Origin of the sequence: Modestobacter sp. SSW1-42 (assembly GCF_046635825.1) — a bacterium.
GTDB lineage: Bacteria > Actinomycetota > Actinomycetes > Mycobacteriales > Geodermatophilaceae > Modestobacter.
Genome location: NZ_JBISCA010000002.1, coordinates 729,398 through 753,238, shown reverse-complemented (window position 1 = coordinate 753,238; position 23,841 = coordinate 729,398). Strand labels below are relative to the sequence as shown.

Genomic DNA, 23,841 nt, shown 5'->3' with positions numbered 1-23,841 from the left:
CCGGCCGCCCTCCTCCGGGTGAGAACTGCCACCCGGGGGAGGGCGCGCGAGCCGGTACGCTCTCCAGGTGCCTCGCGGTGATGGACGGCTGACGCACGACCTCGATCCCCAGGACCCCGGCCCCCAGGACGCCTGCGGCGTCTTCGGCGTCTGGGCGCCCGGCGAAGAGGTCGCGAAGCTCACCTACTTCGGCCTGTACGCGCTCCAGCACCGCGGTCAGGAGGCGGCCGGCATCGCGGTGTCCGACGGCTCCTCGGTCGTGGTCTACAAGGACCTCGGCCTGGTCAGCCAGGTGTTCGACGAGCCGACCCTGGGCAGCCTGCGGGGCCACATCGCCGTCGGGCACACCCGGTACTCCACGACCGGCGCCTCCACGTGGGAGAACGCCCAGCCGACGTTCCGCACCACGGGTGCCGGGACCGGCCTGGCGCTCTGTCACAACGGCAACCTCGTCAACACCGCCGAGCTGGCCAGCGCCGCGGCCGACGAGGGCGTGGCCGGGGCGTTCGTCGCCACGAACGACTCCGACCTGATCACCTCCCTGATCGCGGCCAAGCCCGACGTCTCGGTCGAGGCGGCGGCCATGGACGTGCTGCCCCGGCTGCGCGGCGCGTTCAGCCTCACCTTCATGGACGAGCACACGCTCTACGCCGCGCGCGACCCGCAGGGCGTGCGCCCGCTGGTCCTCGGCCGGCTGGAGCGGGGCTGGGTCGTGGCCAGCGAGACCGCGGCGCTGGACATCTGCGGCGCCTCCTACGTGCGCGAGGTCGAGCCCGGCGAGCTGATCGCCATCGACGAGGACGGGCTGCGCAGCCAGCACTTCGCGCACAGCCAGCCCAAGGGCTGCGTCTTCGAGTACGTCTACCTGGCCCGCCCCGACACCACGATCTCCGGCCGCGGGGTGCACGCCGCCCGCGTGGAGATCGGCCGCCGGCTGGCGGCCGAGCACCCCGCCGACGCCGACCTGGTCATCCCGGTGCCGGAGTCGGGCACCCCGGCCGCCGTCGGCTACGCCGAGGCCTCGGGCATCCCCTACGGGCTCGGCCTGGTCAAGAACTCCTACGTCGGGCGCACCTTCATCCAGCCCAGCCAGACCATCCGGCAGCTGGGCATCCGGCTCAAGCTCAACCCGCTGCGCGACGTCATCCGCGGCAAGCGGCTGGTCGTCGTCGACGACTCGATCGTGCGCGGCAACACCCAGCGCGCGCTGGTGCGCATGCTGCGCGAGGCCGGCGCCGTCGAGGTGCACGTGCGCATCTCCTCCCCGCCGGTGAAGTGGCCGTGCTTCTACGGCATCGACTTCGCCAGCCGGGCGGAGCTGGTCGCCAACGGACTGGACGTCGACGGCGTGCGCGCCTCGATCAACGCCGACTCGCTGGCCTACGTCTCCGAGCAGGGCCTCATCGCCGCCACCGAGCAGCCGGCCAACCGGCTGTGCACCGCGTGCTTCACCGGCGAGTACCCGATCCCGCTGGCCGAGCCCACGGTGCTGGGCAAGCACGTGCTCGAGGGCATCGGCCGCAAGGCGATGACCGACGAGGCCGCCGCGGTCACCGGCTGGACCGGGCGCCAGGCCGGCAGCCCCACCGTCCCCGGTGGCGCCGACGACGCCCTCAGCCGTCCCTGACCCGCAGGAGCCCCGCCCCGTGAGCACGCAGCCCGACCCGTCCGCCCTCACCTACGCCGCCTCCGGCGTCGACATCGACGCCGGCGAGCGCGCGGTGACGCTGATGCGCTCCGCGGTCGAGCGCACCAACCGCCCCGAGGTCGTCGGCGGGCTCGGCGGCTTCGCCGGCCTCTTCCGGCTCGACGTCGCCAGGTACCGCAGCCCGCTGCTGGCCTCCTCGACCGACGGCGTCGGCACGAAGATCGCGCTGGCCCGGGCGCTGGACCGGCACGACACGGTGGGCATCGACCTGGTCGCGATGGTCGTCGACGACCTGGTCGCGTGCGGGGCCGAGCCGCTGTTCCTGCAGGACTACGTCGCCTGCGGGCGGGTGGTGCCCGAGCGGATCGCCGCGATCGTCACCGGCATCGCCACCGGCTGCCGCCTCGCCGGCGCGGCCCTGGTGGGCGGCGAGACCGCCGAGCACGGCGACCTGATGGGCGCCGACGACTACGACCTCGCGGCCACCGCCGTGGGCGTCGTCGAGGAGGACTCCGTGCTGGGCCCCGAGCGGGTGCGCGACGGCGACGTCGTCATCGCCATGGCGTCCTCGGGCTTCCACTCCAACGGCTACTCGCTGGTGCGCCGGGTCGTCGACCGCGCCCGCCTCGACCTCACCGGCACGCCGGCCGGCCTGGACCGCCCGCTGGGCGACGTCCTGCTCGAGCCCACCCGGATCTACGCCCTCGACTGCCTGGCCCTGATCGCAGAGCTCGGCGTGGAGGCGGTGCACGCCTTCGCCCACATCACCGGCGGCGGGCTGGCCGGCAACACGGTGCGGGTGGTCCCTGACGGCCTCGAGGCGGTCCTGGACCGCAGCACCTGGGCGCTGCCGGCCGCCGTGTCGCTGATGGAGTCCGCCGGCGTACCGCGCGCGGAGTCCGAGCGGGCGTTCAACTGCGGGGTCGGCATGGTCGCCGCGGTGGCGCCGGACCAGGCCGACCGGGCGCTGGCGCTGCTCACCGCCCGCGGGGTGCCCGCCTGGGCGGCCGGCACCCTCGCGGCCTCCGGCGGCCCTGCCGCGGCCCGGCTGGTGGGCAGCTACCGCTCGTAGCGGCGTCACGATTCGTAGCGGCACCACGAGGAGCCCCGGCACCCAGGTGCCGGGGCTCCTCGCGCGTCCAGCGGGTGGAGCCGCCGGACGCGCGAGAACACCGCTGCACCCGGAAGAGGCAGCGGTGTCGCGGTGGTACGTGTGCCGACCGTCAGGTCAACGACTGGTGGCAGCCCAGTCGTCGTCCTCGTCGTCCCCCAGCCAGCTGTCGGCCTGGGGCTCGTCCTCGTCGTCGTCGTCCTTCGGCGCACGGGTCGGGAACGACGACGGCTGTCCAGCGAGCTCGCGCTGGAGTGCCGTCAGATCGGTGTTGGGTGAGCTGTACTTGAGCTCACGGGCCACGCGTGTCTGCTTGGCCTTCGCTCGGCCGCGCCCCATGGCTCGACCCCCTCGTGACGGAGTGCGGGTCGTCGTCCAGCACTGGGCTGGACGGCCCGTGTGGCGACCCCGACTGAGTGACTGTGTCCTGGAGGAAGCTTACGACACGGATCGGTCACGGGCACGGGTCCCTCCCGCGAGCCCCCTCGTCCGGAGGTGATTGGTGACCGGCGTCTCACGATCGACGGCCCGCCGGCCCCTTCGCAGGGCGGTGGGCGAGGGGGTCCTCCGTCAGCGGGGCAGCCGGATGGTGGCCAGCCGCCCCACCGAGCGCATGCGCTCCTCGGCCAGCCGGTCGGCAGCCACGGCCGGGGAGACGTCCTCGGCCGCGGCGGTGGTGAACACCCGCAGCGCGACGTCGAAGACCGTCGCGGTCCGCGCCTCGGCCCGGGCGAAGGAGAACCCGTGCCGCTCGTCCTCGACCTGGACGACGCCGCCGGCGTTCACCAGGTAGTCGGGGGCGTAGAGGACCCCGCGGGCGCGCAGCAGCTCGGCCGACCCGGCGTGCGGCAGCTGGTTGTTCGCGCCGCCGCACACGATCTGGGCGGGCAGGACGGCGACGGTCTCGTCGTCCAGGGCGCCGCCGAGCGCGCAGGGCGCGTAGACGTCGTGCGGGGTGCGCACCAGGGCCGCGGTGTCGGCGACGGCGGTGACGCCGGCGTGGCGGGCCAGCACGCGGTCGACGGCGGCCCGGTCGACGTCGGTGACCACCGCCGACGCGCCGTCGGCCACGACCAGGTCGACCAGGTGCGAGCCGACCTTGCCGACGCCGGCGACCGCGACGGTGCGGCCGGCCAGCGACGGGCTGCCCCAGCGGTGCTGCGCGGCGGCCCGCATCCCCTGGAAGACGCCGAACGCGGTGAGCACCGAGGAGTCGCCGCACCCGCCGAACGCCTCGGACCGGCCGTGCGCGAACCGGGTCTCCCGGGCGACCACGTCCAGGTCGGCGTTGTAGGTGCCGACGTCGCAGGCGGTGAGGTACCGCCCGCCCAGGCTCTCGACGAAGCGGCCGTAGGCGCGCAGCAGCGCCTCGGTCTTGTCGGTGCGGGGGTCGCCGATGATGACGCCCTTGCCGCCGCCGAGGTCGAGCCCGGCCAGGCTGTTCTTGTAGGCCATCGCCTTCGACAGCGCCAGCGCGTCGGTCACCGCGGCCTGCTCGGAGGCGTAGGGGAAGAAGCGGGTGCCGCCCAGTGCCGGGCCGAGCGCGGTGGAGTAGATCGCGATCACCGCGCGCAGTCCCGACTCCGGGTCGGAGCAGAAGACGACCTGTTCGTGCCCTGAGCCCATCACGTCCACCGGGCCAGCCTAGGTGCCGCCCGGGAGGGCCCCCGCGCCCGCGCAGGACCCCCGTCGGGGTGACCGGCGGACGACGCGCAGGTCGAGTCGGGGAGTCCGTGCCACGATCGCCCGGCGCGCCGGGCATGATCAGGGGCTGACGACAGGCGCCGGCGGACCCCGGTGCCGCACACTCCCCCCGTCGGCTCCCGAGTCGAGGGTGGCCGGGGGAGGGGACCAGCGGGGCAGCGTTGCGCCGCCACACAGGAGGACAGGCACACGATGGCTCGACGCAAGCGGCTGCTCGCACTCACCCTGGCAGCACCTCTCCTGCTCCTGGGCTGCTCCACCGAGAACTCCGGCGGGGAGGCCGAGACCACGGCGGCCGCTCCCAGCGGGGGCGGTGGCACGGCCGACGGCGACCTGCAGTTCGCCGTCGTCACCCACGGCTCGGCCGGCGACGCCTTCTGGGACGTCGTGCAGAAGGGCGCGGTGGCCGCCGGCGACGACCTCGGCGTCGGCGTCGACTACCAGAGCGACGGCGACCCGCAGCGGCAGTCCCAGCTGATCGAGGCCGCGGTCAACCAGGACGTCGACGGCATCGTGGTCTCGATGGCCAACCCCGACGCGCTGCAGGACTCCCTGGCGGCGGCACGCACCGCCGGCATCCCCGTGGTCACCATCAACTCCGGCGCCGACCGGTCGGTCGAGTTCGGCGCCATCGGGCACGTCGGGCAGGACGAGACGATCGCCGGGCAGGGCGCCGGGCAGCGGCTGGCCAGCGAGGGGCGCCGGAACGTGCTCTGCGTCGTGCACGAGGCCGGCAACATCGGCCTCGAGCAGCGCTGCGCCGGCGCCTCGCAGGGCCTGGGCACCGACGTCCGGCTGCTGCAGGTCGACATCAACGACCTGCAGGGCGCGCAGGCGACGATCACCTCGCAGCTGCAGGCCGACCCGTCGGTCGACGCCGTCCTGACGCTGAACTCCGCCGTCGCCCCGGTCGCCGCGGCGGCCGCCTCCGACGCCGGGTCCAGCGCCGAGATCGCCACCTTCGACCTCAACGGCGACGTCATCGCCGCCATCCAGGACGGGACCGTCTCCTTCGCCGTCGACCAGCAGCAGTACGAGCAGGGCTACCTGCCGATCGTGATGCTCAAGCTGTACGCGACCAACCTCAACACCGTCGGCGGCGGTCGGGCGGTGCTCACCGGGCCGGGGATCGTGGACGCCGACAACGTCGAGGCGATCGCCTCGCTGGCCTCGGCGGGCACCCGCTGAGCGCGACCCGCGAGGCGCCGGTCGACCGGCCGGGGCGCGCCGACGAGCGCGTCGCGGCCGTCGGGCTGTGGCGCCGGCTGCTGGTCAAGCCCGAGCTCGGGTCGCTGATCGGTGCCGTCGTCATCCTGGCGTTCTTCTCCGCGCAGAGCTCGGTCTTCCGGTCGCTGAGCGGGATCGCGAACTGGCTGGACGTCGCCTCGACGCTGGGCATTATGGCGGTCGCGGTCGCGCTGCTGATGATCGGCGGGCACTTCGACCTGTCCGCCGGCGTCATGACCGGCACCACCGCGCTGACCGTCGGGGTCGTCGCCGTCGAGCTGCAGCAGAACATCTGGGTGGCCATCGGCGCCGCGCTGGTGCTGGCGCTGGCCATCGGCTTCCTCAACGGCTGGCTGGTGACCCGCACCGGGCTGCCCAGCTTCATCATCACGCTGGCGACCTTCCTGATGCTCCAGGGCCTGAACCTGGGGCTCACCAAGCTGTTCACCGGCACCGTGCAGGTGCGCGGGATCGCCGACGCGCCGGGCTACCACTCGGCCGAGCTGGTGCTCGCCTCCACGTTCGAGGTCTTCGGCCAGCCGTTCCGGATCGCCGTCGTGTGGTGGCTGCTGGCCACCGCGGTGGCCACCTGGGTGCTGCTGCGCACCCGGTTCGGCAACTGGGTCTTCGCCACCGGCGGTGACGACGTCGCCAGCCGCAACGTGGGGGTGCCGGCCGCCCGCACCACGATCGCGCTGTTCATGACCACGGCGTTCGCGGCCTGGCTGGTCGGCTCGATCACCGCCGTCCGGCTGACCTCGGTGCAGGCCAACACCGGCACCGGCCAGGAGCTGATCTACATCGTCGCGGCGGTCATCGGCGGCTGCCTGCTCACCGGCGGGTTCGGCTCGGCGATCGGGGCGGCGCTGGGCGCGCTGGTGTTCGGCATGACCCAGCAGGGGATCGTCTACCTGCGCTGGGACGCCGACTGGTTCTACTTCTTCCTGGGCGCGATGCTGCTGCTGGCCGTGCTGAGCAACCGCGCGGTGCGCCGCTACGCCGAGGCGGCCCGGCGATGAGCACCGCATCGGGTGCGGCGGGCGCTCCGCTGCTGGAGCTGCGCGGCATCGGCAAGGACTTCGGCTCGGTCATCGCGCTGGACGGGATCTCCACCAGCGTGCGGGCCGGGGAGGTCACCTGCGTGCTGGGCGACAACGGCGCGGGCAAGTCCACGCTGATCAAGGTGCTGTCCGGGGTGCACCGGCCCAGCCGCGGCGAGCTGCTGCTCGACGGTGCCCCGGTGCGCTTCGGGGCCCCGCGCGAGGCGCTGGACGCCGGGATCGCCACGGTCTACCAGGACCTGGCGATGATCCCGCTGATGGCCATCTGGCGGAACTTCTTCCTCGGTTCGGAGCCGACCACCGGCTGGGGCCCCTTCCGCCGCTTCGACAGCGCGACGGCCAAGGACGTCACCCGGCGCGAGCTGGCCGCCATGGGCATCGACGTCCGGGACGTCGACCAGCCGGTGGGCACGCTGTCGGGTGGTGAGCGTCAGTCGGTGGCGATCGCGCGCGCGGTGCACTTCGGCGCGCGGGTGCTGATCCTCGACGAGCCGACGTCCGCGCTGGGCGTGAAGCAGGCCGGCGTGGTGCTGCGCTACATCGCCCAGGCGCGCGACCGGGGGCTGGGCGTCGTCTTCATCACCCACAACCCGCACCACGCGCATCCGGTGGGCGACCGCTTCCTGCTGCTCAACCGCGGGCGCAGCCTGGGCGACTTCGCGAAGGGCGAGGTCAGCCGCGAGGAGCTGACGACGATGATGGCCGGTGGCGACGAGCTCACCGAGCTGGCCGAGGAGCTGGGGCGCGAACCGCGATCTTGACTGCGCAGAGTCATGTGACAACTGCGCCGCGTGTTGCCTTGGGGACGACTGAGGTCGGTGCGACCCTCGGGGGAGTCCCCTCGCACCGCCCTCTTCCCCAGGAGCGACCATGCCGCGGCCTGCGCTGCGCCCGTCCCCGGCACCCCGGTGCCCGGCCCCCGGCCGGCTGCCCCGGGCGTCCCGGTGGCGGACCCGGACGGTCTCCGGTGGGCTGGCCGCCGCCCTCGCCCTGACCACGGTGCTCACCGCCGGCACCGCGTGGGCCGAGCCGGTCAACCCCTCCGACGAGCAGCTGGACGGCGCGCAGGCCGCCCAGGCCGCGGCGGTCGCCGAGGTCGACCGGATCACCGCGCTGGTGGCCGACGCGCAGGCCCGGCTGGAGCAGGTCCAGGTGCAGGCCGAGGCCGCCGGCACCGCCTACCTGGCGGCGGAGGAGGCCCGGCAGCTGGCCGAGGCGGCCGCCCAGCAGACCGCCCGCGACCTGGAGGCCGCCGCCGAGGCCGTGGCCGCGGCCCAGGCGCGGATCGCCGACTTCTCCCGCGACACCTACATGAACGGCTCCGAGCTCACCAGCGAGATGGCGCTGCTCGACGTCGACGGGCCGGCCGAGCTGATCGAGAAGGCGGCGATGCTCGACTACGTCGGCGACCACCAGGTCGACGTCCTCGGGCTGATGGAGGACGCCCGCGTGCAGCAGGCCGCCGCGGACGCCGCCGCCCGCGACGCCCGGGACGACAAGGCCGCCGCCGAGGCCGCCGCGGAGGCCGCCAAGGTCGCCGCGGACCAGCAGCTGGCCGCCCAGCAGACCGCGCTGGCCGAGGCCGACCAGCAGAAGCAGCAGCTGGACCAGCAGCTGCAGGACGCGCAGGTGAGGCTGCTGGAGCTGCAGGGCGCGCGCAACGCCTACCAGGCGTGGCAGGCGCAGAAGGCCGCCGAGGAGGCGGCCCGCCGGGAGGAGGAGGCACGGGCCCGCGCGCAGGCCGAGGAGGACGACCGGCGGGCGCGGGCGGCCGCGGCGGCGGACGTGGACACCTCGGAGGGCGACGCGGCCCAGGACGACGGCGGCTCGGGCTACGTCCGTCCGGCGCTCGGCCGCACCAGCAGCTGCTACGGCGCCCGCTGGGGGGTCACGCACTACGGCGTGGACATCGCCGCCCCCATCGGCACGCCGATCTACGCCGCGGCGACCGGGGTCGTCGAGCGGGCCGGCCCGGCCACCGGCTTCGGGCTGGCGGTCTACATCCGCGGCGACGACGGCGCGGTGACCGTCTACGGCCACGTCAACCGGTACTTCGTCGCCGACGGCGAGCGGGTGCGGGCCGGTGAGCGGATCGCCGAGGTGGGCAACCGCGGGCAGTCGACCGGGCCGCACCTGCACTTCGAGGTGCACCCGAGCGGCCTCATGTACGGCGGTCAGGTCGACCCCGTGCCGTGGCTGCGGGCCCGCGGGATCACCATCCGCGGCTGCTGAGCGGACCCCGGGCGCCCCGACCGGCGGGACGCCCGGGCACCTGGGTCAGACCCCGCAGTTCTCGCTGGTCCAGGCGTCGAGCCGGGTCTGCGCGTCGGCGCTCTCGGCCTGCAGCCGGGTCGCCTCCTCCTGCACGGCCGCCTGGCCCTCCGGCGTGTCCAGGTCGACACCGGCCACGGCGTCGCGGAGGCCGGCGAACAGCTGCTTGGCGGCGTCCCAGTCGGCGCTGATCTCGGCGGGGGCCTGGACGGCCTCGAGGTCGGTGACGGCCTGGTCGAGGGCGGGGCCGACGGAGGCCGCGTCCGGGGACTGCAGGCTCTGGCTCACCTGGTTCAGCGCCTGCCCGGCCTGGTCGCAGAAGGCCTGCGCCGCCGGGTCGTCGGAGCCGCCGGAGGACGACGCGCTGGAGCCGGGGGCCGCGGAGCTGGACGACGCGGCCGCGCTTGAGGACGGGGCGGAGGCGGCCGCGGCGTCGGTGGCCTCCTCCTCCGATCCGCCGCAGGCGGTCAGCAGGACGAGGGCGGCCGTGGCGGTGAGGCCGGCCTTGAGCAGGGTCGCGGGTGCGCGCATGGGGTCGACGCTACGTGGCCGGTCGGACGGCGGCCGCGGTCGCGGCGGGGCTACCGTGCCGTCCGTGAGCGCGCCGGTGGACCCGCGGAGCACCTGGGACCTGCCCGCCCCGGGGGCGATGGCGCCGGTCGCCGACCCGGAACCGCTGGTCACCCGGGTGCTGGCGCCCAACGCCTCGCCGATGACGCTCGACGGCACCAACACCCACCTGGTCGGGGAGCCGGGGTCCGGGCAGGCCGTGGTGGTCGACCCCGGTCCGGACGACCCTGCGCACCTGGCAGCGGTCGAGGCGGCGCTGGCCGTGCGGGGCGCCCGGGTGGTGGCGCTGCTGGTCACCCACCACCACGGCGACCACGCCGCGGCGGCCCACCCGTGGTCGCGGCACTTCGACGCGCCGGTGGCCGCGGCCTCGCCCGCCGTCGCCGGGCCCGGCGGGCGGCTGCTGGCGGCCGGCGAGCGCCTGCGCCTGGCCGGGACGACGCTGGACGTCGTCCCCACGCCCGGGCACACCGCCGACCACCTGGCCTTCCGGCTGGCCTCCGGAGCGGTGCTGGTGGGCGACTCGGTGCTGGGCCGCGGGACGTCGGTGGTCAGCCACCCCGAGGGCGACCTGGTCGCGTACCTGGACTCGCTGCGCCGGGTGCACGACCTGGGGCCCTCGGCGCTGTACTGCGGGCACGGCCCGGAGCTGACCGTCGACCCCTCGGCCGTGCTGCGCTACCTGGCCGACCACCGGGCGCACCGGGAGCGGCAGCTGCTCGCGCTGCTGGCCGCCGGGCCGCGCACGGTGCCGGAGCTCGTCGCGGCCGTGTACCCCGACGTGGCGCCCGCCGTGCTGCCGGCGGCGGCGCAGTCGACCCGGGCCGCGCTGGTCAAGCTGGCCGCGGAGGGGCGCGTGCGGGTCGACGGCGACCGGGCCGGGCCGGCCTGAGGCGGGCTCAGCTGCCGGCGGAGGTGCGGGCGGCGTCGGCGACGGCGAGCGAGCGGTCGAGGTAGACGGCGTTGCCCGACAGCAGCGTGTGCAGCTGCCGGAACGCCCGGTCCAGCACCGCGGCCGGGTCGGTGTCCTCGGCGGCGGCGCCGGGGGCCTGGGCGGCCATCTCGGCCAGGCCGGCCGCGGCCTCGAACAGCGTCGGCCACAGGTGGGCCCACTGCCAGAACTCGTAGGTGTCCGGCCGCACCCGGGCCAGCGGCGGGCGGCCCAGCAGCCCGATGCCGTCGACGCCCGGCGCATCGGGCTGGGCGCCCAGGCCCAGCAGGAGCGACTGCACGCGGTGGGTGCGGGCGAACTGCTCGGCCGCGGGCGTGCCCGGGGCGACCTCGGCGACCAGGCCGCGGGCCACCAGCCCGTCCAGTCGCTCGTCCAGGTCGGCGATGCCGGCCTCCAGGGCGGCCGCACGGACCGCCGACCGGGTCCACGGGGTGCCGTGCACCCGGTCGGGGAGCCCGTGCGCGAGCGCCCACACGTCGGCGGTGGCCCGGTCCTGCAGCAGCGGGCTGTCCCAGCCCAACCGCACGACCCAGTAGCTGGGCGGTGCGCCGCGGTGCTGGTGGAAGGGCCCCATGGGGTGGCCCAGCGGGAGCACCAGCGGCTCCTCGTGCGGCGCGGCCATCAGTCGACCGCCCAGGTGTCCAGGCAGACCGCGTTCGGGGTCAGCAGCCGGTGCAGGTCGCCCAGCAGCGCCGTCAGCAGCCCCTCGGGGTCGGTGGACGCGGCGTCGGACAGGCCCACCCGCACCGCGGTGGCCGCCGCGCCCTCGCAGGCGCGCCACAGGCTGCTCTCCATGTGCGCCCACTCGAACAGGTCGTAGGCGGCCGCCGTCAGCACCGCCAGCGGCCGGCCTGGCAGGCCGACCGAGTAGGCGTCCGGCGCCTCGGCGCTGTTGCCCAGCCCGATCACGAGCGGTACCAGCCGCACCCGCTCGGCGAGCGCGCGGGCCGAGGGGGTGCCGGGCGCGGCGAGCGCGACCAGGCCGTCGGCCTCCAGCCGGGCCAGCCGCTCGGGGAAGCCGGTCAGCCCGACGGCGGCGGCCTGCTGGGCCAGCGCCTGCGGGGTCCAGGGCCGGGGCACGTGGTCGGCCGGGCCGTGCGCCATCGCCCACACGCCGAACTCGGCGGCGGTCAGGCTGTGCAGGCCGGCCCCGACGCGGACGTCGAACTGGTCGACGACGGCGCGCACGCCGATGAGCTGCCCGATCGGGTAGACCTGCAGCGCAGGCGCGTCGCTGGTCATCGCGGGGAGCGTAGCGGGGGCGCCCGCGGGGCTCAGCGGACGACGCGGCTCTGGGTGGTGGTGGTCGACAGCGGCGACCACGTGTCCGGGTGGGGCTGCCCGGCGTCGGCCACCCACGGCGCCGTCCGGACGGCAGTGCCCTGCACGCGGGTCGCCGGCCGGGCGGACAGGTGCACGATCAGGGTGAGCAGCACGAGCAGCCCTCCGAGCACGCCGGCGATGACCAGAAGCGTCGAGAGCATGGACGGGAAACTACTGGTGGGGACCGGTCCGCGTCCGCGACGACGCCGGGCAGAAGTCACCGAACCTGGACCCCGCGCTCCGGGGACATGCGCCACTTGACGGCGGTCGACAGGGCGACCCCGCCGGCCGGTCAGGTGGGCTCCGGATCGACCAGGTCGGCCAGCACCCGGGCCAGCAGGTCGCCCGGGACGGCGTCCGGGTCGGGCAGCGACTCGACGGCCAGCCCGTGGGTGAGCGCGACCAGCACCACGGTCAGTGACGCCGCGTCCCACCCGGTGCGCACCGGGTGCTCGGCGAGGAACCGCTCCACCACGCCGGAGATGCGGCCGCGCAGCTCGCGGCGGGAGGCGACGAAGGCGGTGCGGACGGCGGGGTCGCGCACCGCGCGCTGCCAGAACTCCAGGAACAGCAGCTGCCAGGTGGTCTCCTGCGCCGACAGCTCGGCGCCGACCGCCGCGAGCGCGCCGGGCAGGTCGGTGGTGCGCGCGAGCGCGGCCTCGACCGCGTCCACCCGGCGGGCGCCCTGGTCGGCCATCAGGGCGAGGAAGAGCTCGTCCTTGCTGGTGAAGTTGGAGTAGACCGCGCCCTTGGTGAAGCCCGCGGCGGCGGCGACCTGGTCGAGGCTGGCCGCGGCGAGGCCCCGCTCGGCGAAGACGGCGGCGGCCGCGCGCAGCACCCGGGCGCGCACCTCGTCCTTGCCCGGCCGGGGTGTGCGCGAGGTCGCAGCATCTCGGCGCGCGTCGTCCACGGTCGGGAGGATACTCGTCGGTATCGGATACCGATCAGTATCGAGGAGTCGTCGATGGGCACCACGCACGGGCAGCACGAGGCGCCCCGCCGGGAGCTGCTGCCGGGGGTGACCCGCCGGGCGGTGGTGCTGGTGGTCGGCGTCCTGCTGCTGCAGCTGGGCTTCGTGCTCAGCTACGTCGGCGCCTTCCACGCGCCCACGCCGCGGGGCGTCCCGCTGGCCGTGGTGGCCCCGGCCGGGGCGCCCGCCGGCACCGCGGAGCAGGTGGCCGGCCGGCTGGGCGCCCTCGACGGCGACCCCCTCGACACCCGGGTGGCCGCCACCGAGGCCGCCGCCCGCGGGCTGCTGACCGACCGGGAGGTCGACGGCGTGCTGCTGGTCGGTCCGGGCACCGAGGACACCCTGCTGGTGGCCGGCGCCGAGGGCGGCGCGGTGAGCAGCGCGCTCACCGAGGTCCTCACCCGGGTCGAGGCCGCCCAGCAGCGCACCGTGACCACCGACGACGTCGTCCCGGCCGGGGAGTCCGACGCCCGCGGCCTGTCGGCGTTCTACCTCGCCGTCGGCTGGGTGGTCGGCGGCTACCTGGTCGCCTCGATCATCGGCGTCAGCGCCGGCTCGCGGCCGCCGACCCGGGCCCGCGGGGCGGTGCGGCTGGCCAGCCTGGCCGTCTACGCCGTCGTCTCCGGGGTCGGCGGTGCGCTGATCACCGGGCCGGTGCTGGGCGTGTTCGACGGCCACCTGCTGGCGCTGGCGGCCCTCGGCGCCCTGCTGGTCCTCGCCGTCGGCGCCTTCACCACGGCGCTGCAGGTCTGGACCGGGCTGGTGGGCATCGGCCTGGCGATCCTGCTCTTCGTGGTGCTGGGCAACCCCAGCGCCGGCGGTGCCTACCCCGCCCCGCTGCTGCCGCCCTTCTGGGCCGCCATCGGCCCCTGGCTGCCGCCGGGCGCGGGCACCGACGCCGTCCGCGGGATCGTCCACTTCGGTGGCGCGGGGGTGGGTCAGGCCTGCCTGGTGCTGGCCGGCTACGCCGTGGTGGGGGTGCTCGCGACCCTGGCCGGCGCCGGGCGGGGGGCGGCCGCCGCGGAGCCGGTCCCGGTCGCCGGCTGACCGCCGCACCACCCGGACGGGTGGTCGTCGTGCGGCCGCCGGTTCGGTCCCGGATGCCCGGGTAAGGGAGGCCGGTGGGGCACAACCGGTTGTCCCCGTCCGTCGAGAGCACCGCCCCTGCCGTCGCAGTGCTCGACCGCAGGAGGCGTACCACCGCGTGAGTGCCGTGCCCGATGAGCGCAGGCAGCGACCCGTCCGGGTCGCGACCGTCCCGTTCGCGACGCCGTACCTGGACGCGGTGCTGCCCGCCGGTGTCGTGCGGGTCGGCCCCGACGCCTCACCGAGCCCCTGGCTGGACCCCGACCACCTGCTGGCCCACGCCGCCGAGGTCGACGTCCTGCACCTGCACGGCGGGTACGACCACCTGACCGTGCCGGAGATGGAGGCCTGGACGGCGGCCGTCCGGCGCAGCGACGTCCCGCTCGTGGTGACCGTGCACGACCTCGTCCCGCGCGAGGCCGCCGACGGCACGCTGATGCCCGCCCGCCACCGCAACCACCTGCGCCTGCTGCTGGCCACCGCCGAGGTGGTGCTCACCCTGACCCCGGGGGCGGCCGACGAGATCGCCGACCGGTTCGGCCGGACGGCGATCGTCGTGGCCCACCCCTCGCTGGCCGGGCCCACACCCGGCATCGGCCGGGAGACCCGCCTGGTCGGCCTGCACCTGGGCCGGCTCGACCCGCAGGTGCGCCACCCGCTGGCGCTGGTGCGCGCGGCGCTGTCCGGCGCGGTGTCCGGCGGCGGCCGGCTGCGCGTCGACGTCCACCCCGACGTCGACCTGGCCGCCCGGCTGCCCGAGCTGCTGGCGCTGGCCGACGGCGGCGAGCTGGAGCTGGCCCGCAGCTGGGAGCCCCGGCCCGAGGGGTGGGTGCGCCACCTGCAGGAGCTGCACGTGTCGGTGCTGCCGTGGTGGGGCGGGTCGCACTCGGGCTGGGTCGAGCTGTGCCGCGACGCCGGCACCCGCGCGGTGGTCCCCTCCGGCGGCTGGCGCGGCCAGCAGTGGTCCGACGTCGTCGTGTACGGCACCGACCCGCACGAGGGGCTGGACGCCGCCTCGCTCACCTCCGCGGTGGTCGCGGCGCTGACCCGCCCGGCGCCGGCGCGGGTCGACCGCACCTGGCGGGCCGAGCAGCGGGAGGCGGTGCGGCGGGTGCACGCCCAGGTCTACGAGCAGGTGGCGGCCGACCACGTGCCGGCCTGAGCTCAGCCGCCGAGCCCGGTGGCGTGGGGGAGCCGGACGGTGAACACCGTGCGGCCCGGCGCGCTGTCGAGCTCCACCCTGCCGCCGTGCGCGCTGACCACGGCGTCGACGATCGCCAGGCCGAGCCCCGTGCTGCCCGCCGTCCGGGACCGGGAGGCGTCGCCGCGGGCGAAGCGCTCGAACACGTGCGCCTGCAGCGCCGGCGGCACGCCCGGTCCGTCGTCGCGGACCCCGAGCACCGCCCAGCCGTCCTCGGCGCGCAGCCGCACGGTCGCCGTCGTCCCCTCGGGGGTGTGGCTGCGCACGTTGGCCAGCAGGTTGGTCAGCACCTGGTGCAGCCGGGCCGCGTCGCCGGGGACGACGACCGGGACGTCGGGCAGGTCGACCTGCCAGCGGTGCCCGGGGCCGGCGACGTGGGCGTCGCTGACCGCGTCGACCACCAGCGCGGTCAGGTCGACGTCCTCGCGGCCGAGGTCCCGCCCGGCGTCCAGGCGGGCCAGCAGCAGCAGCTCCTCGACCAGCTCCTGCATCCGCAGCGCCTCGGACTCCACCCGGGTCATCGCCCGGCCGACGTCGGGGGAGACCTCGCCACCGGTGCGGCGCACCAGCTCGGCGTAGCCACGGATCGAGGCCAGCGGGGTGCGCAGCTCGTGGCTGGCGTCGGCGACGAACTGCCGCACCCGGGTCTCGGACTCCTGGCGGGCGGCCAGCGAGCCCTCCACGTGGTCCAGCATCCGGTTGAGCGCGGTGCCCACCTGGCCGACCTCGGTGCGCGGGTCGGTGTCCTCGGGCGGCACGCGCTCGGCCAGCTCGACCTCACCGCTGGCCAGCGGCAGCTCCGACACCCGGGTGGCGGTGGCCACGACCCGGTCCAGGGGCTGCAGGGTGCGGCGGATGACCACCACTGCGGCGCCGGCTGCCGCGAGCAGGGCCAGCAGCCCGGCCAGCGCCTCGACCAGGACCAGGTTCCGGACGGCGTCGGTGGTCCCGCGCAGCGGCAACCCGGTCACCAGCACGTCACCGTCGGGCGAGGACTCGGCGACCACCCGGTAGCTGCCGAGGTCGCCGCCCAGGTCGACGGTGACCGGCCCGTCGCCGGCGGGCAGCCCGGCCAGCAGGGCCCGCTGGGCGTCGTCGAGCTCGAACTCCTGGCCGCGGGGGCCCAGCACGCCGGCCGAGGTGGTGACCCCGCCGGTGACCGTCGCGCCCAGGGTGCCCTCGCCCTGCCCGCGGGCGCCCAGGAACGCCGGGCCCGGGCCGTCCTCGCCGTCCGGGCGGGGGAACGGGGAGCCGGGGCCGGGGCCGGCCGAGTAGTCGCGGGAGCGGTCGGTGGCCGCCTCCAGGCGGGTGTCGACCTGGCTGGTGAGCTGGTGCCGCAGCGCGGTGACGGACACGACGCCGACCAGCGCGAGCACCGCCACGAGCGGGACGACGAACGCGACCAGCAACCGGGCCCGCAGCGAGCGGCGCGAGCGCGTGGGACCGCGCCTCACCGCGGGTGGGTCGGCGTCATGCGGCGGGCTTGATCACGTACCCGGCGCCGCGCAGCGTGTGGATCATCGGCGAGCGACCGGCGTCGATCTTGCGCCGCAGGTACGAGATGTACAGCTCGACGATGTTGCCCTGGCCGCCGAAGTCGTACTGCCACACCCGGTCGAGGATCTGCGCCTTCGACAGCACCCGCTTGGGGTTGCGCATCAGGTAGCGCAGCAGCTCGAACTCGGTGGCGGTCAGCCGGATGTCGTCGCCGCCCCGGGTGACCTCGTGGCTCTCCTCGTCCAGGGTCAGGTCGCCCACGACGAGCAGGCCGTCGTCGGCCACGACCCGGCTGGTGCGCCGCAGCAGCCCGCGCAGCCGTGCGGCGACCTCCTCGAGGCTGAACGGCTTGGTGACGTAGTCGTCGCCGCCGGCGGTGAGCCCGGCGATCCGGTCCTCGAGGGCGTCCTTGGCGGTCAGGAAGACCACCGGCACGAGCGGGGAGTCCGCGCGCAGCCGGCGCAGCACCTCCAGGCCGTCCATGTCCGGGAGCATGACGTCCAGGACGACGGCGTCGGGTCGGAAGTCGCGGGCGGTGCGCACCGCCTCGGCCCCGTCGGCCGCCGTGCGCACGTCCCACCCCTCGTAGCGCAGCGCCATCGACAGCAGCTCGCAGATGGAGGGCTCGTCGTCGACGACCAGCACCCGCAGGGCGCTGCCGTCGGGCCGGGTCAACTGGGTCCGGGAGCCGGATGCCGGCGGGGTGGTCGTGGTCATGCCCCGACCCTGCCTGCCGATCCTGCGAACTCCCTGGGTGCTGCACAGGAAGTACCTGGGTCGTCGGGCCGTGATTGGGCGTTCGGCGCGTCCCCGGCGTGTCGTGGACTCCGAAACTATCGGTCCGCAGCCGTGGCTCGGCTGTGACCTGGGCCGCAGTGCTGGCGTGTGTGGCGCTGGTCTCATCTGCGGTTGACGGGCTCACAGGCCCGTCTTAGGTTCCCCTCGTCCTCGGCCGGTTCCGGTAGTTACCGGAGCACGACGTCGTACCCGGCCGGACGAGGGCGTCGCATCCACCGTGCAAAGGAGCATGTACGTGAGCGTTCGTCGTTCGCTGGTCATCGGGACGGTCGGCCTGGCCACGGTCCTGGCCGCACAGACCACCGCCCTGGCCCTCCCCTCGGCCGACTCCGCGGGGGCCCAGGCCGCCGCGGCCGCGCGCCCGCCGGGTGCCATCGTCGAGGGCTCGCTGCGTGCCCTCGCCTCCACCACCGGCCTGCGGATCGGGACGGCCGTCAACACCGACCTGCTCGGCGAGGACGCCGCCTACACCGAGATCGTGAACCGCGAGTTCAACACCATCACGCCCGAGAACGTCATGAAGTGGGAGGTCGTCGAGCCCCAGCAGGGCGTCTTCGACTTCACCGGTGCCGACGAGATTGTGAAGAGCGCCCAGGCCAACGGCCAGCTCGTGCGCGGCCACACGCTGGTGTGGCACAGCCAGCTGCCGGCCTGGATGGCGACGAACGGCGGGACGACGACGACGCTGACCGACCAGCAGGTCAAGGACGCCGTCAAGAAGCACGTCCAGGCCGAGGCCGGCCGCTACAAGGGCCGCATCTGGGCCTGGGACGTGGTGAACGAGGCCTTCAACGAGGACGGCACGCCGCGGCAGTCGATCTTCTACAAGGCGTGGGGCAACAGCACCGACTACATCGCCGACGCCTTCCGCTGGGCCGACCAGGCCGACCCCTCGGCGAAGCTGTTCTACAACGACTACAACATCGAGTACACCGGGCCCAAGAGCCAGGCCGTCTACGACCTGGTGAAGAAGCTCAAGGCGCAGAAGGTGCCGATCGACGGCGTGGGCTTCCAGACCCACCTGAGCACCCAGTACGGCTTCCCGGACCTGCAGGCGACCATGCAGCGGTTCGCCGACCTGGGCCTGGACGTCGCCGAGACCGAGGTCGACGTCCGTACCGCCGTCAAGCCCGGCGCCACCGAGGGCACGTTCACCAGCGAGCCGCTGTCGGCCCTGCACGCCTACACGCAGCAGGCCTACTGGGACCAGACGATGAAGGCCTGCCTGTTCGTGCAGCGCTGCGTCTCCTACACCGTCTGGGGCGTCGCCGACAGCAACTCCTGGATCCCGGGCGTCTTCCCGGGTGAGGGCGCTGCCCTGCTCTTCGACGACGACTACCAGGCCAAGCCGGAGTACACGGTCATCTCCCAGGACCTCGCGCTGGCTGCCGGCAAGGCCCGCCACCGCACGGGTGAGGGCTCCGGCGGGCGCTGACCGCCCGTGGGGTCCACGGGGCGTCGCGCACACCGCGCGGCGCCCCGTGGAGCGTCCAGGCCCTGCACCGGGCCCGGGAACGGGAACGGCCCGCCACGCTGATCGCGTGGCGGGCCGTTCCTGTGCTCCTCGGGTGGGCAGGGGCGGGGTCGAACCGCCGACCTCTCACTTTTCAGGCGAGCGCTCGTACCGACTGAGCTACCTGCCCCTCCCGGTGAACCGGCCTGAGCCGGACGCCGGATGGCGACCCTGACGGGACTCGAACCCGCGACCTCCGCCGTGACAGGGCGGCGCGCTAACCAACTGCGCTACAGGGCCAGACTGTGGAGCTGTGTACTGCGTGCCCCCAACGGGGTTCGAACCCGTGCTACCGCCTTGAAAGGGCGGCGTCCTGGACCGCTAGACGATGGGGGCTCGTGGTCGCTGGAGGCAGGGAGAACCATACATGAGTCCTGAGCGGTCTCCTGCACCCCCTCCCCGGGCGCGCCGTCGCCGAGGTGCCGGCGCCCCGCGCGGCGGACCCGAGGGCAGCCCCCGCGCATGTCAGCATCGGGCCGTGACCTCCTCCCGTTCCTCCCGACCGCTGCGTGCCGCCGGCGCCGTCCTGGCCGCCGCCCTGCTGGCCGGCTGCGGCGGCACGACCGACACCGTCGACGCGGGGACCACGGCGGCGGCACCGACGAGCGCTGCCGGTGGGTCGAGCGCGTCCACCTCCTCGAGCGCGTCCGCCGGGCCGACGCCGTCCGGGACGCCCACGGGCACCCCGGCCGCCACGGGTGCACCCGCCGACACGTCCGCCGACGTCGCCGAGGCCGTGGACCCCGCGGGGCTCACCGTCACCGCCGTCCGGGCGGCCCGGCAGGAGGGGTACGACCGGGTGGTGTTCGAGCTGGCCGGCTCCGGCACCCCGGGCTGGCAGGTGGAGTACGTCGACAGCGCGTCCGCGCAGGGCAGCGGCGACCCCGTCGACGTCCCGGGGGAGGCGGTGCTGCAGGTGGTCCTGCAGGGCGTGAGCTACCCCTACGAGACCGGCGCGACGGAGGTGCCCCGCGGGCCGGTCGGGGCCGCGGACAGCGAGCACGTCGCCGGCGTCGTCTACGACGGCACGTTCGAGGGGACGGCGGTCGCCTGGATCGGCACCGACGGGCGGGCGCCGTTCCGCGTGTACTCGCTGACCGGGCCGTCCCGGGTGGTCGTCGAGGTGGTCGACGAGGGCTGAGCGCCTCAGCCCAGGGCGGCGGTGATCTCCAGCGAGTCGTCGGTGACCGTGGTGCAGGTGATCGACAGCGGGCCCGCCGACAGGCTCTCGCCCTGCGCGCACGAGTAGCTCGCGTTGCCCACGGAGATGGTGGCCCGGCCGTCCTTCGTCCCGGCGAAGGCCAGGTCGGTGCCGAAGAAGCTGGCCTCGGCGCCGGAGCCGCTGAGGGTCGCGGTGCACTGCTGCCCCGAGCAGGAGACGTTCTGCGAGCTGCAGGCGGTCAGCGGGAGGAGGGCGAGCAGGCCGGCGGCGGCGCCCACGACGGTCCGGGTGGCGCGCCGGTGCGTGTTCGACATGCGGGCAGCGTAGGGCCGGACGGCGCGCCGGCGGGGGAGGCTGCGGAGGTCAGGGACGCGAGGTGCTGCCGGTGAAGACCCAGCTGCGCAGCGCGATGAACCGCACCAGGCCGATCGCACCGGTGACGGCGGCGATGAGGCAGAGCTGAGCGACCGTGCCGACGTCGCCGATGAGGGCGTGCACCCCGGCCAGCGTCAGGGACGTGGCCACCAGGCCGATGGCGGCGAGCCCGCCGCCCTCCCACTGCGCGGTGAGCCAGGTGACCTGCTGCCCGGCGTGGAACGTCAGCCGCCGGTGCATCTCGTTCGCCAGCAGCGTGGAGCCGACGGCCCCGACGAGGTTGGCGGTCTGGTCGCCGAGCCCGCCCAGGGCGATGAACACGAGGGCGTAGACCGCGCTGGAGAGGCCCCCGACGACGACGAAGCGGGCGAACTGCGCGCGGGCGTCGTCGGCCTGCAGGCGGGCCGGCAGGCCGACGAGCGTGTGGCGGCCCTGCTCGAGCAGCCGGGCGACGTCGGACCGTCCCTCGTGCGCGGCAGCGGTGAGGCCGGCGCGGCGGATCAGGGACGGGCAGGTCACGGGTTCTCCTCGGCGGACGGGCACGGCGACGACTGCTGATGGCACAGCCGTCCGCTGTCAGCAAACTACTGCGGCAGCTCTGCATTCCCCCTGCTCGTCGTGCACACACGGTGATGTCGCTCACGGAGCGTGGTCACAGCCAGCTCGCAGGTGACCGACAGGGCCCTGCCGGGTCGGTGCGCCACGGTGACCGCATGACCAGCAGCCCCCGGCGTCCCTGGCTCTACGACCCCGCGGTGGGAGATGTCCTGGTCCGCGCCCATCGGTCGGCGGTGGGCGGACCGGCCGACGACGTCGTCTCCGACGTGCTGTGGTCCGACGTCCTCGGGCTGCTCCGCTGGGCCGAGGCGGCCTTAGGCTGCCCACCGGCGCTGGCCGAGGGGGCCGCGTGGCGGACCGCCGCGCGGGCCGCCGCCCTGCTGCGCCGGCTGCCCGTGCTGTGCGCCGAGGGCGGGCTGCCGTGGCCGGGCGTCCAGGCCGACCCCGACGACACCGTGCTGCCGGGCAGGGAGCGGCTCGCGGCGGCCGCGGACCGGCTCGCCGGGCTGCTGTGCGCCCGTCCGCCGGCCGTGGGCCCGCTGGAGCTGGTGACCCGGGTGGCCGCCGACGTCGACGAGATCGGCGCCGCCGCCATCGCGCTGCTGGCCGAGGGCACCGACTGGACGGCGACGTCCTGACCGGTCCGGTTCTCCTCCCGCACCACGGGTAAGGGACCGCCCATGAGCCTGTTCGGTGTGCTGGACCGCCTCTCCGAGGTCGGGTCGTTCGACAAGCAACTGGAGTCCGCCCGTGCGGTGGTGGACAAGGTGCTGAAGCCGCAGGCCTTCAAGGACCTGCTGCACGGCACGTGGCTGGGCCACCCGCTGCACCCCATCCTGGCCATGGTGCCGGTGGGCACCTGGCTGTCCGCCGGGCTGCTCGACCTCGCGCCGGCGACCCGGCCGGCCGCCACCGCCATGATCGGCGCGGGCGTGGCCGGCAGCCTGCCTGCGGCGCTGGCCGGTGCGGCCGACTGGTCCGAGCAGGACGACGCCGTCCGCCGCCTGGGCGCGCTGCACGCGGTGAGCAACGTCGCCGCGCTGGGGCTGTACGTCGGCTCGCTGGTGGCGCGCGGCAAGGGCAACGGCACGGCCGGGCGGGTGCTGTCCTACAGCGGCCTGCTGATCGCCAGCGGCTCGGCGGCGGTCGGAGGCCACATGTCCTACGCGCAGTCGTCGGGGGCCAACCACGCCGTGGTCGAGGCGCGCCAGCTCACCACCGACTGGATCGACCTGGGTCCGCTCGACGACCTGCCCGAGGGCCGCCCGGTGCAGCGCACCGGAGAGGGCCAGGGGACGCCGATCGCGCTGGCCGTGGTGCGCCGCGGCCTGACCGTCGACGCGTTCATCGACGCGTGCGCCCACGTCGGCGGGCCGCTGTCCGGCGGGACGGTGGAGGAGGTGCGCGGGTCGGACTGCCTGGTCTGCCCGTGGCACGGCTCGGCCTTCTCCCTCGACAACGGCGAGCCGCGGCGCGGCCCGACGGCGTCGGCGCAGGAGAAGCTCGAGGTCAAGTACGAGGCCGGACGGGCATTCGGCCGGCTGCCGAACCGGCACACCCAGAAGTGAGCTGACCGCCCCTACGCTGCCCCCGTGCGGGGCGGCGGAGGGGCGGTGGTGGCGCTCCTGCTGCTGGCCGGGTGCGACGGCCCGGACGGCGAGCCCGCGCCGTCGGTCGCCGCACTGCCCGAGGTGCCGGGGATGGCCGCCGAGTCGCTCCGGCATCGCAGCGACGTGGCGATCGGCGACAGCTTCCAGGTGCGCCTGACCAACACCGGGACGACGCCGTTCACCGTCACGTCGGTGCAGCTGGACTCGCCCGGGTTCGCGGGGCTGCCGGCCCGTGAGCGGGTGCAGGAGTTCGACACCGGGCGCCGGTACGACCTGACCGCCCGGTTCGGGGCCGTCGACTGCGCCGTGTCACCCGATCCGGTCGCCGCGCTGCTGACCGTCGTCCGGGACGGGGCGCCGGCCGAGCGGGTGCGGGTGCCGCTGGCCGGTCCGGTGCTCGGCGACGTGCACGCCGAGCTGTGCCGGGTCGAGGCGGTCACCGACGCGGCCGGCGTCTCGGTGGTGGGGCTGACCGCAACCGGGGACGCGGTGACCGGCGAGGTGGTGCTCACCCGCGGCGCAGGCACCGAGGGCGACGTCGTGGTGTCCGCGCTGCAGCGCAGCGTGGTGCTGGAGCCCGTCCTGTCCGATGGGCTGCCCGCGAGGATGTCCGGCGGCGAGCTGCGGATGTCCGTCACCTTCCGGCCGGCGACCTGCGACCCGCACGCACTGGCGGAGACCAAGCAGCCGTTCGTCTTCCCGCTGCTGGTCGCGGTGGGGGAGGGCGCGCCCGTGCCGGTGCCCCTGCCGCTGGACGACGGGCAGCGGGCGCTGCTGCAGGACCTGCTCAGCCGGGTGTGCCAGGGCTGACCGGTTGCCCTCCCCGCCCGGCGGGCAGGGAGGGGTGGTGTTCCTCTTCTTCTCCAACCGGCTCGGCTGCCTGGGCTCGCTGCTGCTCAGCCTGGTGCTCACCGCGGTCGTCGTCCTGCTGATCACCCTGCTGTGACTCTGGGACACTGAGCAGGCCGGGCCTCTAGCTCAACTGGCAGAGCAGCGGACTTTTAATCCGCGGGTTGTGGGTTCGATCCCCACGGGGCCCACCACGCTGGCCTGCACGTTTCCCGCTCTTGGGGTGGTCGGCTGGAGGTCGCGCCCACAAGACGCCCACACGATCCGCCGCGGCCTCCTGCGCCGCGGCGTCCATCCGGGCAGCCAGATCGCTGAGGTCGTCGTCGAACAGGCCGGCGTAGACGTCGAGCGTCAT

General features: G+C 75.2%; 25 protein-coding genes and 4 tRNA genes. 15 read left to right on the top strand and 14 right to left on the bottom strand.

Annotated features, from left to right (window positions below; translation table 11 throughout):
- Window positions 1-67: 67 nt before the first annotated feature.
- A complete protein-coding gene (purF, locus tag ACGBYP_RS08925; protein ID WP_411583148.1) occupies window positions 68-1,627 on the top strand; it encodes an amidophosphoribosyltransferase in 1,560 nt (519 codons plus the stop codon).
- 19 nt (window positions 1,628-1,646) lie between these two features.
- Window positions 1,647-2,720, top strand: coding sequence for a phosphoribosylformylglycinamidine cyclo-ligase (purM, locus tag ACGBYP_RS08920; RefSeq protein WP_411583146.1), 1,074 nt, complete (start codon window positions 1,647-1,649; stop codon window positions 2,718-2,720).
- 156 nt (window positions 2,721-2,876) lie between these two features.
- Here the strand turns inward: purM and ACGBYP_RS08915 are convergent, their stop codons facing one another.
- Together ACGBYP_RS08915 and ACGBYP_RS08910 are read right to left on the bottom strand one after the other, a co-directional pair.
- Complete coding sequence (locus tag ACGBYP_RS08915; protein WP_411583143.1) at window positions 2,877-3,062, bottom strand: DUF3073 family protein; 186 nt, start codon at window positions 3,060-3,062, stop codon at window positions 2,877-2,879.
- Window positions 3,063-3,329: 267 nt separating this feature from the next.
- A complete protein-coding gene (locus ACGBYP_RS08910) occupies window positions 3,330-4,385 on the bottom strand; it encodes a Glu/Leu/Phe/Val family dehydrogenase (RefSeq protein WP_411583700.1) in 1,056 nt (351 codons plus the stop codon).
- 270 nt (window positions 4,386-4,655) lie between these two features.
- On the opposite strand from ACGBYP_RS08910, the gene ACGBYP_RS08905 reads away from it, so the two are divergent.
- The 4 genes from ACGBYP_RS08905 to ACGBYP_RS08890 all read left to right on the top strand — a co-directional run bounded on the left by ACGBYP_RS08905 (window position 4,656) and on the right by ACGBYP_RS08890 (window position 8,983).
- The gene (locus ACGBYP_RS08905; protein WP_411583140.1) at window positions 4,656-5,651 is read left to right on the top strand and encodes a substrate-binding domain-containing protein; all 996 of its coding nucleotides are present in this window, start codon (window positions 4,656-4,658) and stop codon (window positions 5,649-5,651) included.
- Window positions 5,648-6,709 carry an ABC transporter permease gene (locus ACGBYP_RS08900; RefSeq protein ID WP_411583698.1) on the top strand — a complete coding sequence of 354 codons (1,062 nt, stop codon included), beginning with the start codon at window positions 5,648-5,650 and terminating at the stop codon, window positions 6,707-6,709. The genes ACGBYP_RS08905 and ACGBYP_RS08900 overlap by 4 nt, the downstream gene beginning before the upstream one ends.
- The gene (locus tag ACGBYP_RS08895; RefSeq protein WP_411583137.1) at window positions 6,706-7,512 is read left to right on the top strand and encodes an ATP-binding cassette domain-containing protein; all 807 of its coding nucleotides are present in this window, start codon (window positions 6,706-6,708) and stop codon (window positions 7,510-7,512) included. The genes ACGBYP_RS08900 and ACGBYP_RS08895 overlap by 4 nt, the downstream gene beginning before the upstream one ends.
- Before the next feature lie 109 nt (window positions 7,513-7,621).
- Window positions 7,622-8,983: a peptidoglycan DD-metalloendopeptidase family protein gene (locus tag ACGBYP_RS08890; RefSeq protein ID WP_411583134.1), complete on the top strand. Its 1,362-nt coding sequence runs from the start codon at window positions 7,622-7,624 to the stop codon at window positions 8,981-8,983.
- 45 nt (window positions 8,984-9,028) lie between these two features.
- On the opposite strand, the gene ACGBYP_RS08885 is transcribed toward ACGBYP_RS08890, so the two are convergent.
- Window positions 9,029-9,553, bottom strand: a complete 525-nt coding sequence (locus ACGBYP_RS08885; RefSeq protein ID WP_411583131.1) for a hypothetical protein — start codon at window positions 9,551-9,553, stop codon at window positions 9,029-9,031.
- Between the two features lie 64 nt (window positions 9,554-9,617).
- Here ACGBYP_RS08885 and ACGBYP_RS08880 point away from each other — a divergent pair, with 64 nt between their 5' ends.
- Window positions 9,618-10,484, top strand: a complete 867-nt coding sequence (locus tag ACGBYP_RS08880; RefSeq protein WP_411583128.1) for an MBL fold metallo-hydrolase — start codon at window positions 9,618-9,620, stop codon at window positions 10,482-10,484.
- Window positions 10,485-10,491: 7 nt separating this feature from the next.
- On the opposite strand, the gene ACGBYP_RS08875 is transcribed toward ACGBYP_RS08880, so the two are convergent.
- The 4 genes from ACGBYP_RS08875 to ACGBYP_RS08860 all read right to left on the bottom strand — a co-directional run bounded on the left by ACGBYP_RS08875 (window position 10,492) and on the right by ACGBYP_RS08860 (window position 12,777).
- A complete protein-coding gene (locus tag ACGBYP_RS08875; RefSeq protein WP_411583125.1) occupies window positions 10,492-11,166 on the bottom strand; it encodes a hypothetical protein in 675 nt (224 codons plus the stop codon).
- Window positions 11,166-11,786 (bottom strand): hypothetical protein, encoded by a 621-nt coding sequence (locus ACGBYP_RS08870; RefSeq protein WP_411583122.1) that lies wholly within the window; start codon window positions 11,784-11,786, stop codon window positions 11,166-11,168. Before ACGBYP_RS08870 ends, ACGBYP_RS08875 begins: the two co-directional genes overlap by 1 nt.
- A gap of 32 nt (window positions 11,787-11,818) precedes the next feature.
- Complete coding sequence (locus ACGBYP_RS08865; protein ID WP_411583119.1) at window positions 11,819-12,028, bottom strand: hypothetical protein; 210 nt, start codon at window positions 12,026-12,028, stop codon at window positions 11,819-11,821.
- Between the two features lie 131 nt (window positions 12,029-12,159).
- Window positions 12,160-12,777: a TetR/AcrR family transcriptional regulator gene (locus ACGBYP_RS08860; RefSeq protein ID WP_411583116.1), complete on the bottom strand. Its 618-nt coding sequence runs from the start codon at window positions 12,775-12,777 to the stop codon at window positions 12,160-12,162.
- 54 nt (window positions 12,778-12,831) lie between these two features.
- On the opposite strand from ACGBYP_RS08860, the gene ACGBYP_RS08855 reads away from it, so the two are divergent.
- The gene (locus tag ACGBYP_RS08855) at window positions 12,832-13,884 is read left to right on the top strand and encodes a DUF3533 domain-containing protein (RefSeq protein ID WP_411583113.1); all 1,053 of its coding nucleotides are present in this window, start codon (window positions 12,832-12,834) and stop codon (window positions 13,882-13,884) included.
- Window positions 13,885-14,050: 166 nt separating this feature from the next.
- Window positions 14,051-15,085: a glycosyltransferase gene (locus ACGBYP_RS08850; RefSeq protein ID WP_411583110.1), complete on the top strand. Its 1,035-nt coding sequence runs from the start codon at window positions 14,051-14,053 to the stop codon at window positions 15,083-15,085.
- 2 nt (window positions 15,086-15,087) lie between these two features.
- On the opposite strand, the gene ACGBYP_RS08845 is transcribed toward ACGBYP_RS08850, so the two are convergent.
- Window positions 15,088-16,578, bottom strand: a complete 1,491-nt coding sequence (locus tag ACGBYP_RS08845; protein WP_411583107.1) for a sensor histidine kinase — start codon at window positions 16,576-16,578, stop codon at window positions 15,088-15,090.
- A 16-nt stretch (window positions 16,579-16,594) separates the two neighbouring features.
- Window positions 16,595-17,338 carry a response regulator transcription factor gene (locus tag ACGBYP_RS08840; RefSeq protein WP_411583104.1) on the bottom strand — a complete coding sequence of 248 codons (744 nt, stop codon included), beginning with the start codon at window positions 17,336-17,338 and terminating at the stop codon, window positions 16,595-16,597.
- A gap of 316 nt (window positions 17,339-17,654) precedes the next feature.
- On the opposite strand from ACGBYP_RS08840, the gene ACGBYP_RS08835 reads away from it, so the two are divergent.
- Entirely contained in the window at window positions 17,655-18,854 is a 1,200-nt protein-coding gene (locus ACGBYP_RS08835; protein ID WP_411583101.1) for an endo-1,4-beta-xylanase, read from the top strand.
- Window positions 18,855-18,988: 134 nt separating this feature from the next.
- Here ACGBYP_RS08835 and ACGBYP_RS08830 read toward each other — a convergent pair.
- The 3 genes from ACGBYP_RS08830 to ACGBYP_RS08820 all read right to left on the bottom strand — a co-directional run bounded on the left by ACGBYP_RS08830 (window position 18,989) and on the right by ACGBYP_RS08820 (window position 19,268).
- A tRNA-Phe gene (locus ACGBYP_RS08830) sits at window positions 18,989-19,062 on the bottom strand.
- A 33-nt stretch (window positions 19,063-19,095) separates the two neighbouring features.
- Window positions 19,096-19,172, bottom strand: a tRNA-Asp gene (locus ACGBYP_RS08825).
- A gap of 23 nt (window positions 19,173-19,195) precedes the next feature.
- Window positions 19,196-19,268, bottom strand: a tRNA-Glu gene (locus tag ACGBYP_RS08820).
- Between the two features lie 142 nt (window positions 19,269-19,410).
- Between ACGBYP_RS08820 and ACGBYP_RS08815 the strand changes: the two genes are divergently transcribed.
- On the top strand, window positions 19,411-20,073 hold the full coding sequence (locus ACGBYP_RS08815; protein ID WP_411583098.1) for a hypothetical protein: 663 nt from the start codon (window positions 19,411-19,413) through the stop codon (window positions 20,071-20,073).
- 5 nt (window positions 20,074-20,078) lie between these two features.
- Here the strand turns inward: ACGBYP_RS08815 and ACGBYP_RS08810 are convergent, their stop codons facing one another.
- Both ACGBYP_RS08810 and ACGBYP_RS08805 read right to left on the bottom strand, forming a co-directional pair.
- A complete protein-coding gene (locus ACGBYP_RS08810) occupies window positions 20,079-20,408 on the bottom strand; it encodes a hypothetical protein (protein WP_411583095.1) in 330 nt (109 codons plus the stop codon).
- 49 nt (window positions 20,409-20,457) lie between these two features.
- Complete coding sequence (locus tag ACGBYP_RS08805) at window positions 20,458-20,988, bottom strand: GtrA family protein (RefSeq protein WP_411583092.1); 531 nt, start codon at window positions 20,986-20,988, stop codon at window positions 20,458-20,460.
- Between the two features lie 194 nt (window positions 20,989-21,182).
- Here ACGBYP_RS08805 and ACGBYP_RS08800 point away from each other — a divergent pair, with 194 nt between their 5' ends.
- From ACGBYP_RS08800 to ACGBYP_RS08785, 4 genes are all read left to right on the top strand, one after another.
- Window positions 21,183-21,665 carry a hypothetical protein gene (locus ACGBYP_RS08800; RefSeq protein ID WP_411583089.1) on the top strand — a complete coding sequence of 161 codons (483 nt, stop codon included), beginning with the start codon at window positions 21,183-21,185 and terminating at the stop codon, window positions 21,663-21,665.
- A 42-nt stretch (window positions 21,666-21,707) separates the two neighbouring features.
- Complete coding sequence (locus ACGBYP_RS08795) at window positions 21,708-22,595, top strand: Rieske 2Fe-2S domain-containing protein (protein ID WP_411583086.1); 888 nt, start codon at window positions 21,708-21,710, stop codon at window positions 22,593-22,595.
- 45 nt (window positions 22,596-22,640) lie between these two features.
- A complete protein-coding gene (locus ACGBYP_RS08790; protein WP_411583083.1) occupies window positions 22,641-23,447 on the top strand; it encodes a hypothetical protein in 807 nt (268 codons plus the stop codon).
- Window positions 23,448-23,604: 157 nt separating this feature from the next.
- Window positions 23,605-23,680, top strand: a tRNA-Lys gene (locus tag ACGBYP_RS08785).
- Window positions 23,681-23,841: the final 161 nt, after the last annotated feature.

Bases quoted from the DNA above. Each gene is read 5' to 3' on its own strand.
- ACGBYP_RS08865 (WP_411583119.1), bottom strand. From the start codon at position 12,028: ATGCTCTCGACGCTTCTGGTCATCGCCGGCGTGCTCGGAGGGCTGCTC.
- ACGBYP_RS08895 (WP_411583137.1), top strand. From the start codon at position 6,706: ATGAGCACCGCATCGGGTGCGGCGGGCGCTCCGCTGCTGGAGCTGCGC.
- ACGBYP_RS08885 (WP_411583131.1), bottom strand. From the start codon at position 9,553: ATGCGCGCACCCGCGACCCTGCTCAAGGCCGGCCTCACCGCCACGGCC.
- ACGBYP_RS08910 (WP_411583700.1), bottom strand. From the start codon at position 4,385: ATGGGCTCAGGGCACGAACAGGTCGTCTTCTGCTCCGACCCGGAGTCG.
- ACGBYP_RS08890 (WP_411583134.1), top strand. From the start codon at position 7,622: ATGCCGCGGCCTGCGCTGCGCCCGTCCCCGGCACCCCGGTGCCCGGCC.
- ACGBYP_RS08905 (WP_411583140.1), top strand. From the start codon at position 4,656: ATGGCTCGACGCAAGCGGCTGCTCGCACTCACCCTGGCAGCACCTCTC.
- ACGBYP_RS08795 (WP_411583086.1), top strand. From the start codon at position 21,708: ATGAGCCTGTTCGGTGTGCTGGACCGCCTCTCCGAGGTCGGGTCGTTC.
- ACGBYP_RS08840 (WP_411583104.1), bottom strand. From the start codon at position 17,338: ATGACCACGACCACCCCGCCGGCATCCGGCTCCCGGACCCAGTTGACC.
- ACGBYP_RS08810 (WP_411583095.1), bottom strand. From the start codon at position 20,408: ATGTCGAACACGCACCGGCGCGCCACCCGGACCGTCGTGGGCGCCGCC.
- ACGBYP_RS08855 (WP_411583113.1), top strand. From the start codon at position 12,832: ATGGGCACCACGCACGGGCAGCACGAGGCGCCCCGCCGGGAGCTGCTG.
- ACGBYP_RS08800 (WP_411583089.1), top strand. From the start codon at position 21,183: ATGACCAGCAGCCCCCGGCGTCCCTGGCTCTACGACCCCGCGGTGGGA.
- ACGBYP_RS08870 (WP_411583122.1), bottom strand. From the start codon at position 11,786: ATGACCAGCGACGCGCCTGCGCTGCAGGTCTACCCGATCGGGCAGCTC.
- ACGBYP_RS08875 (WP_411583125.1), bottom strand. From the start codon at position 11,166: ATGGCCGCGCCGCACGAGGAGCCGCTGGTGCTCCCGCTGGGCCACCCC.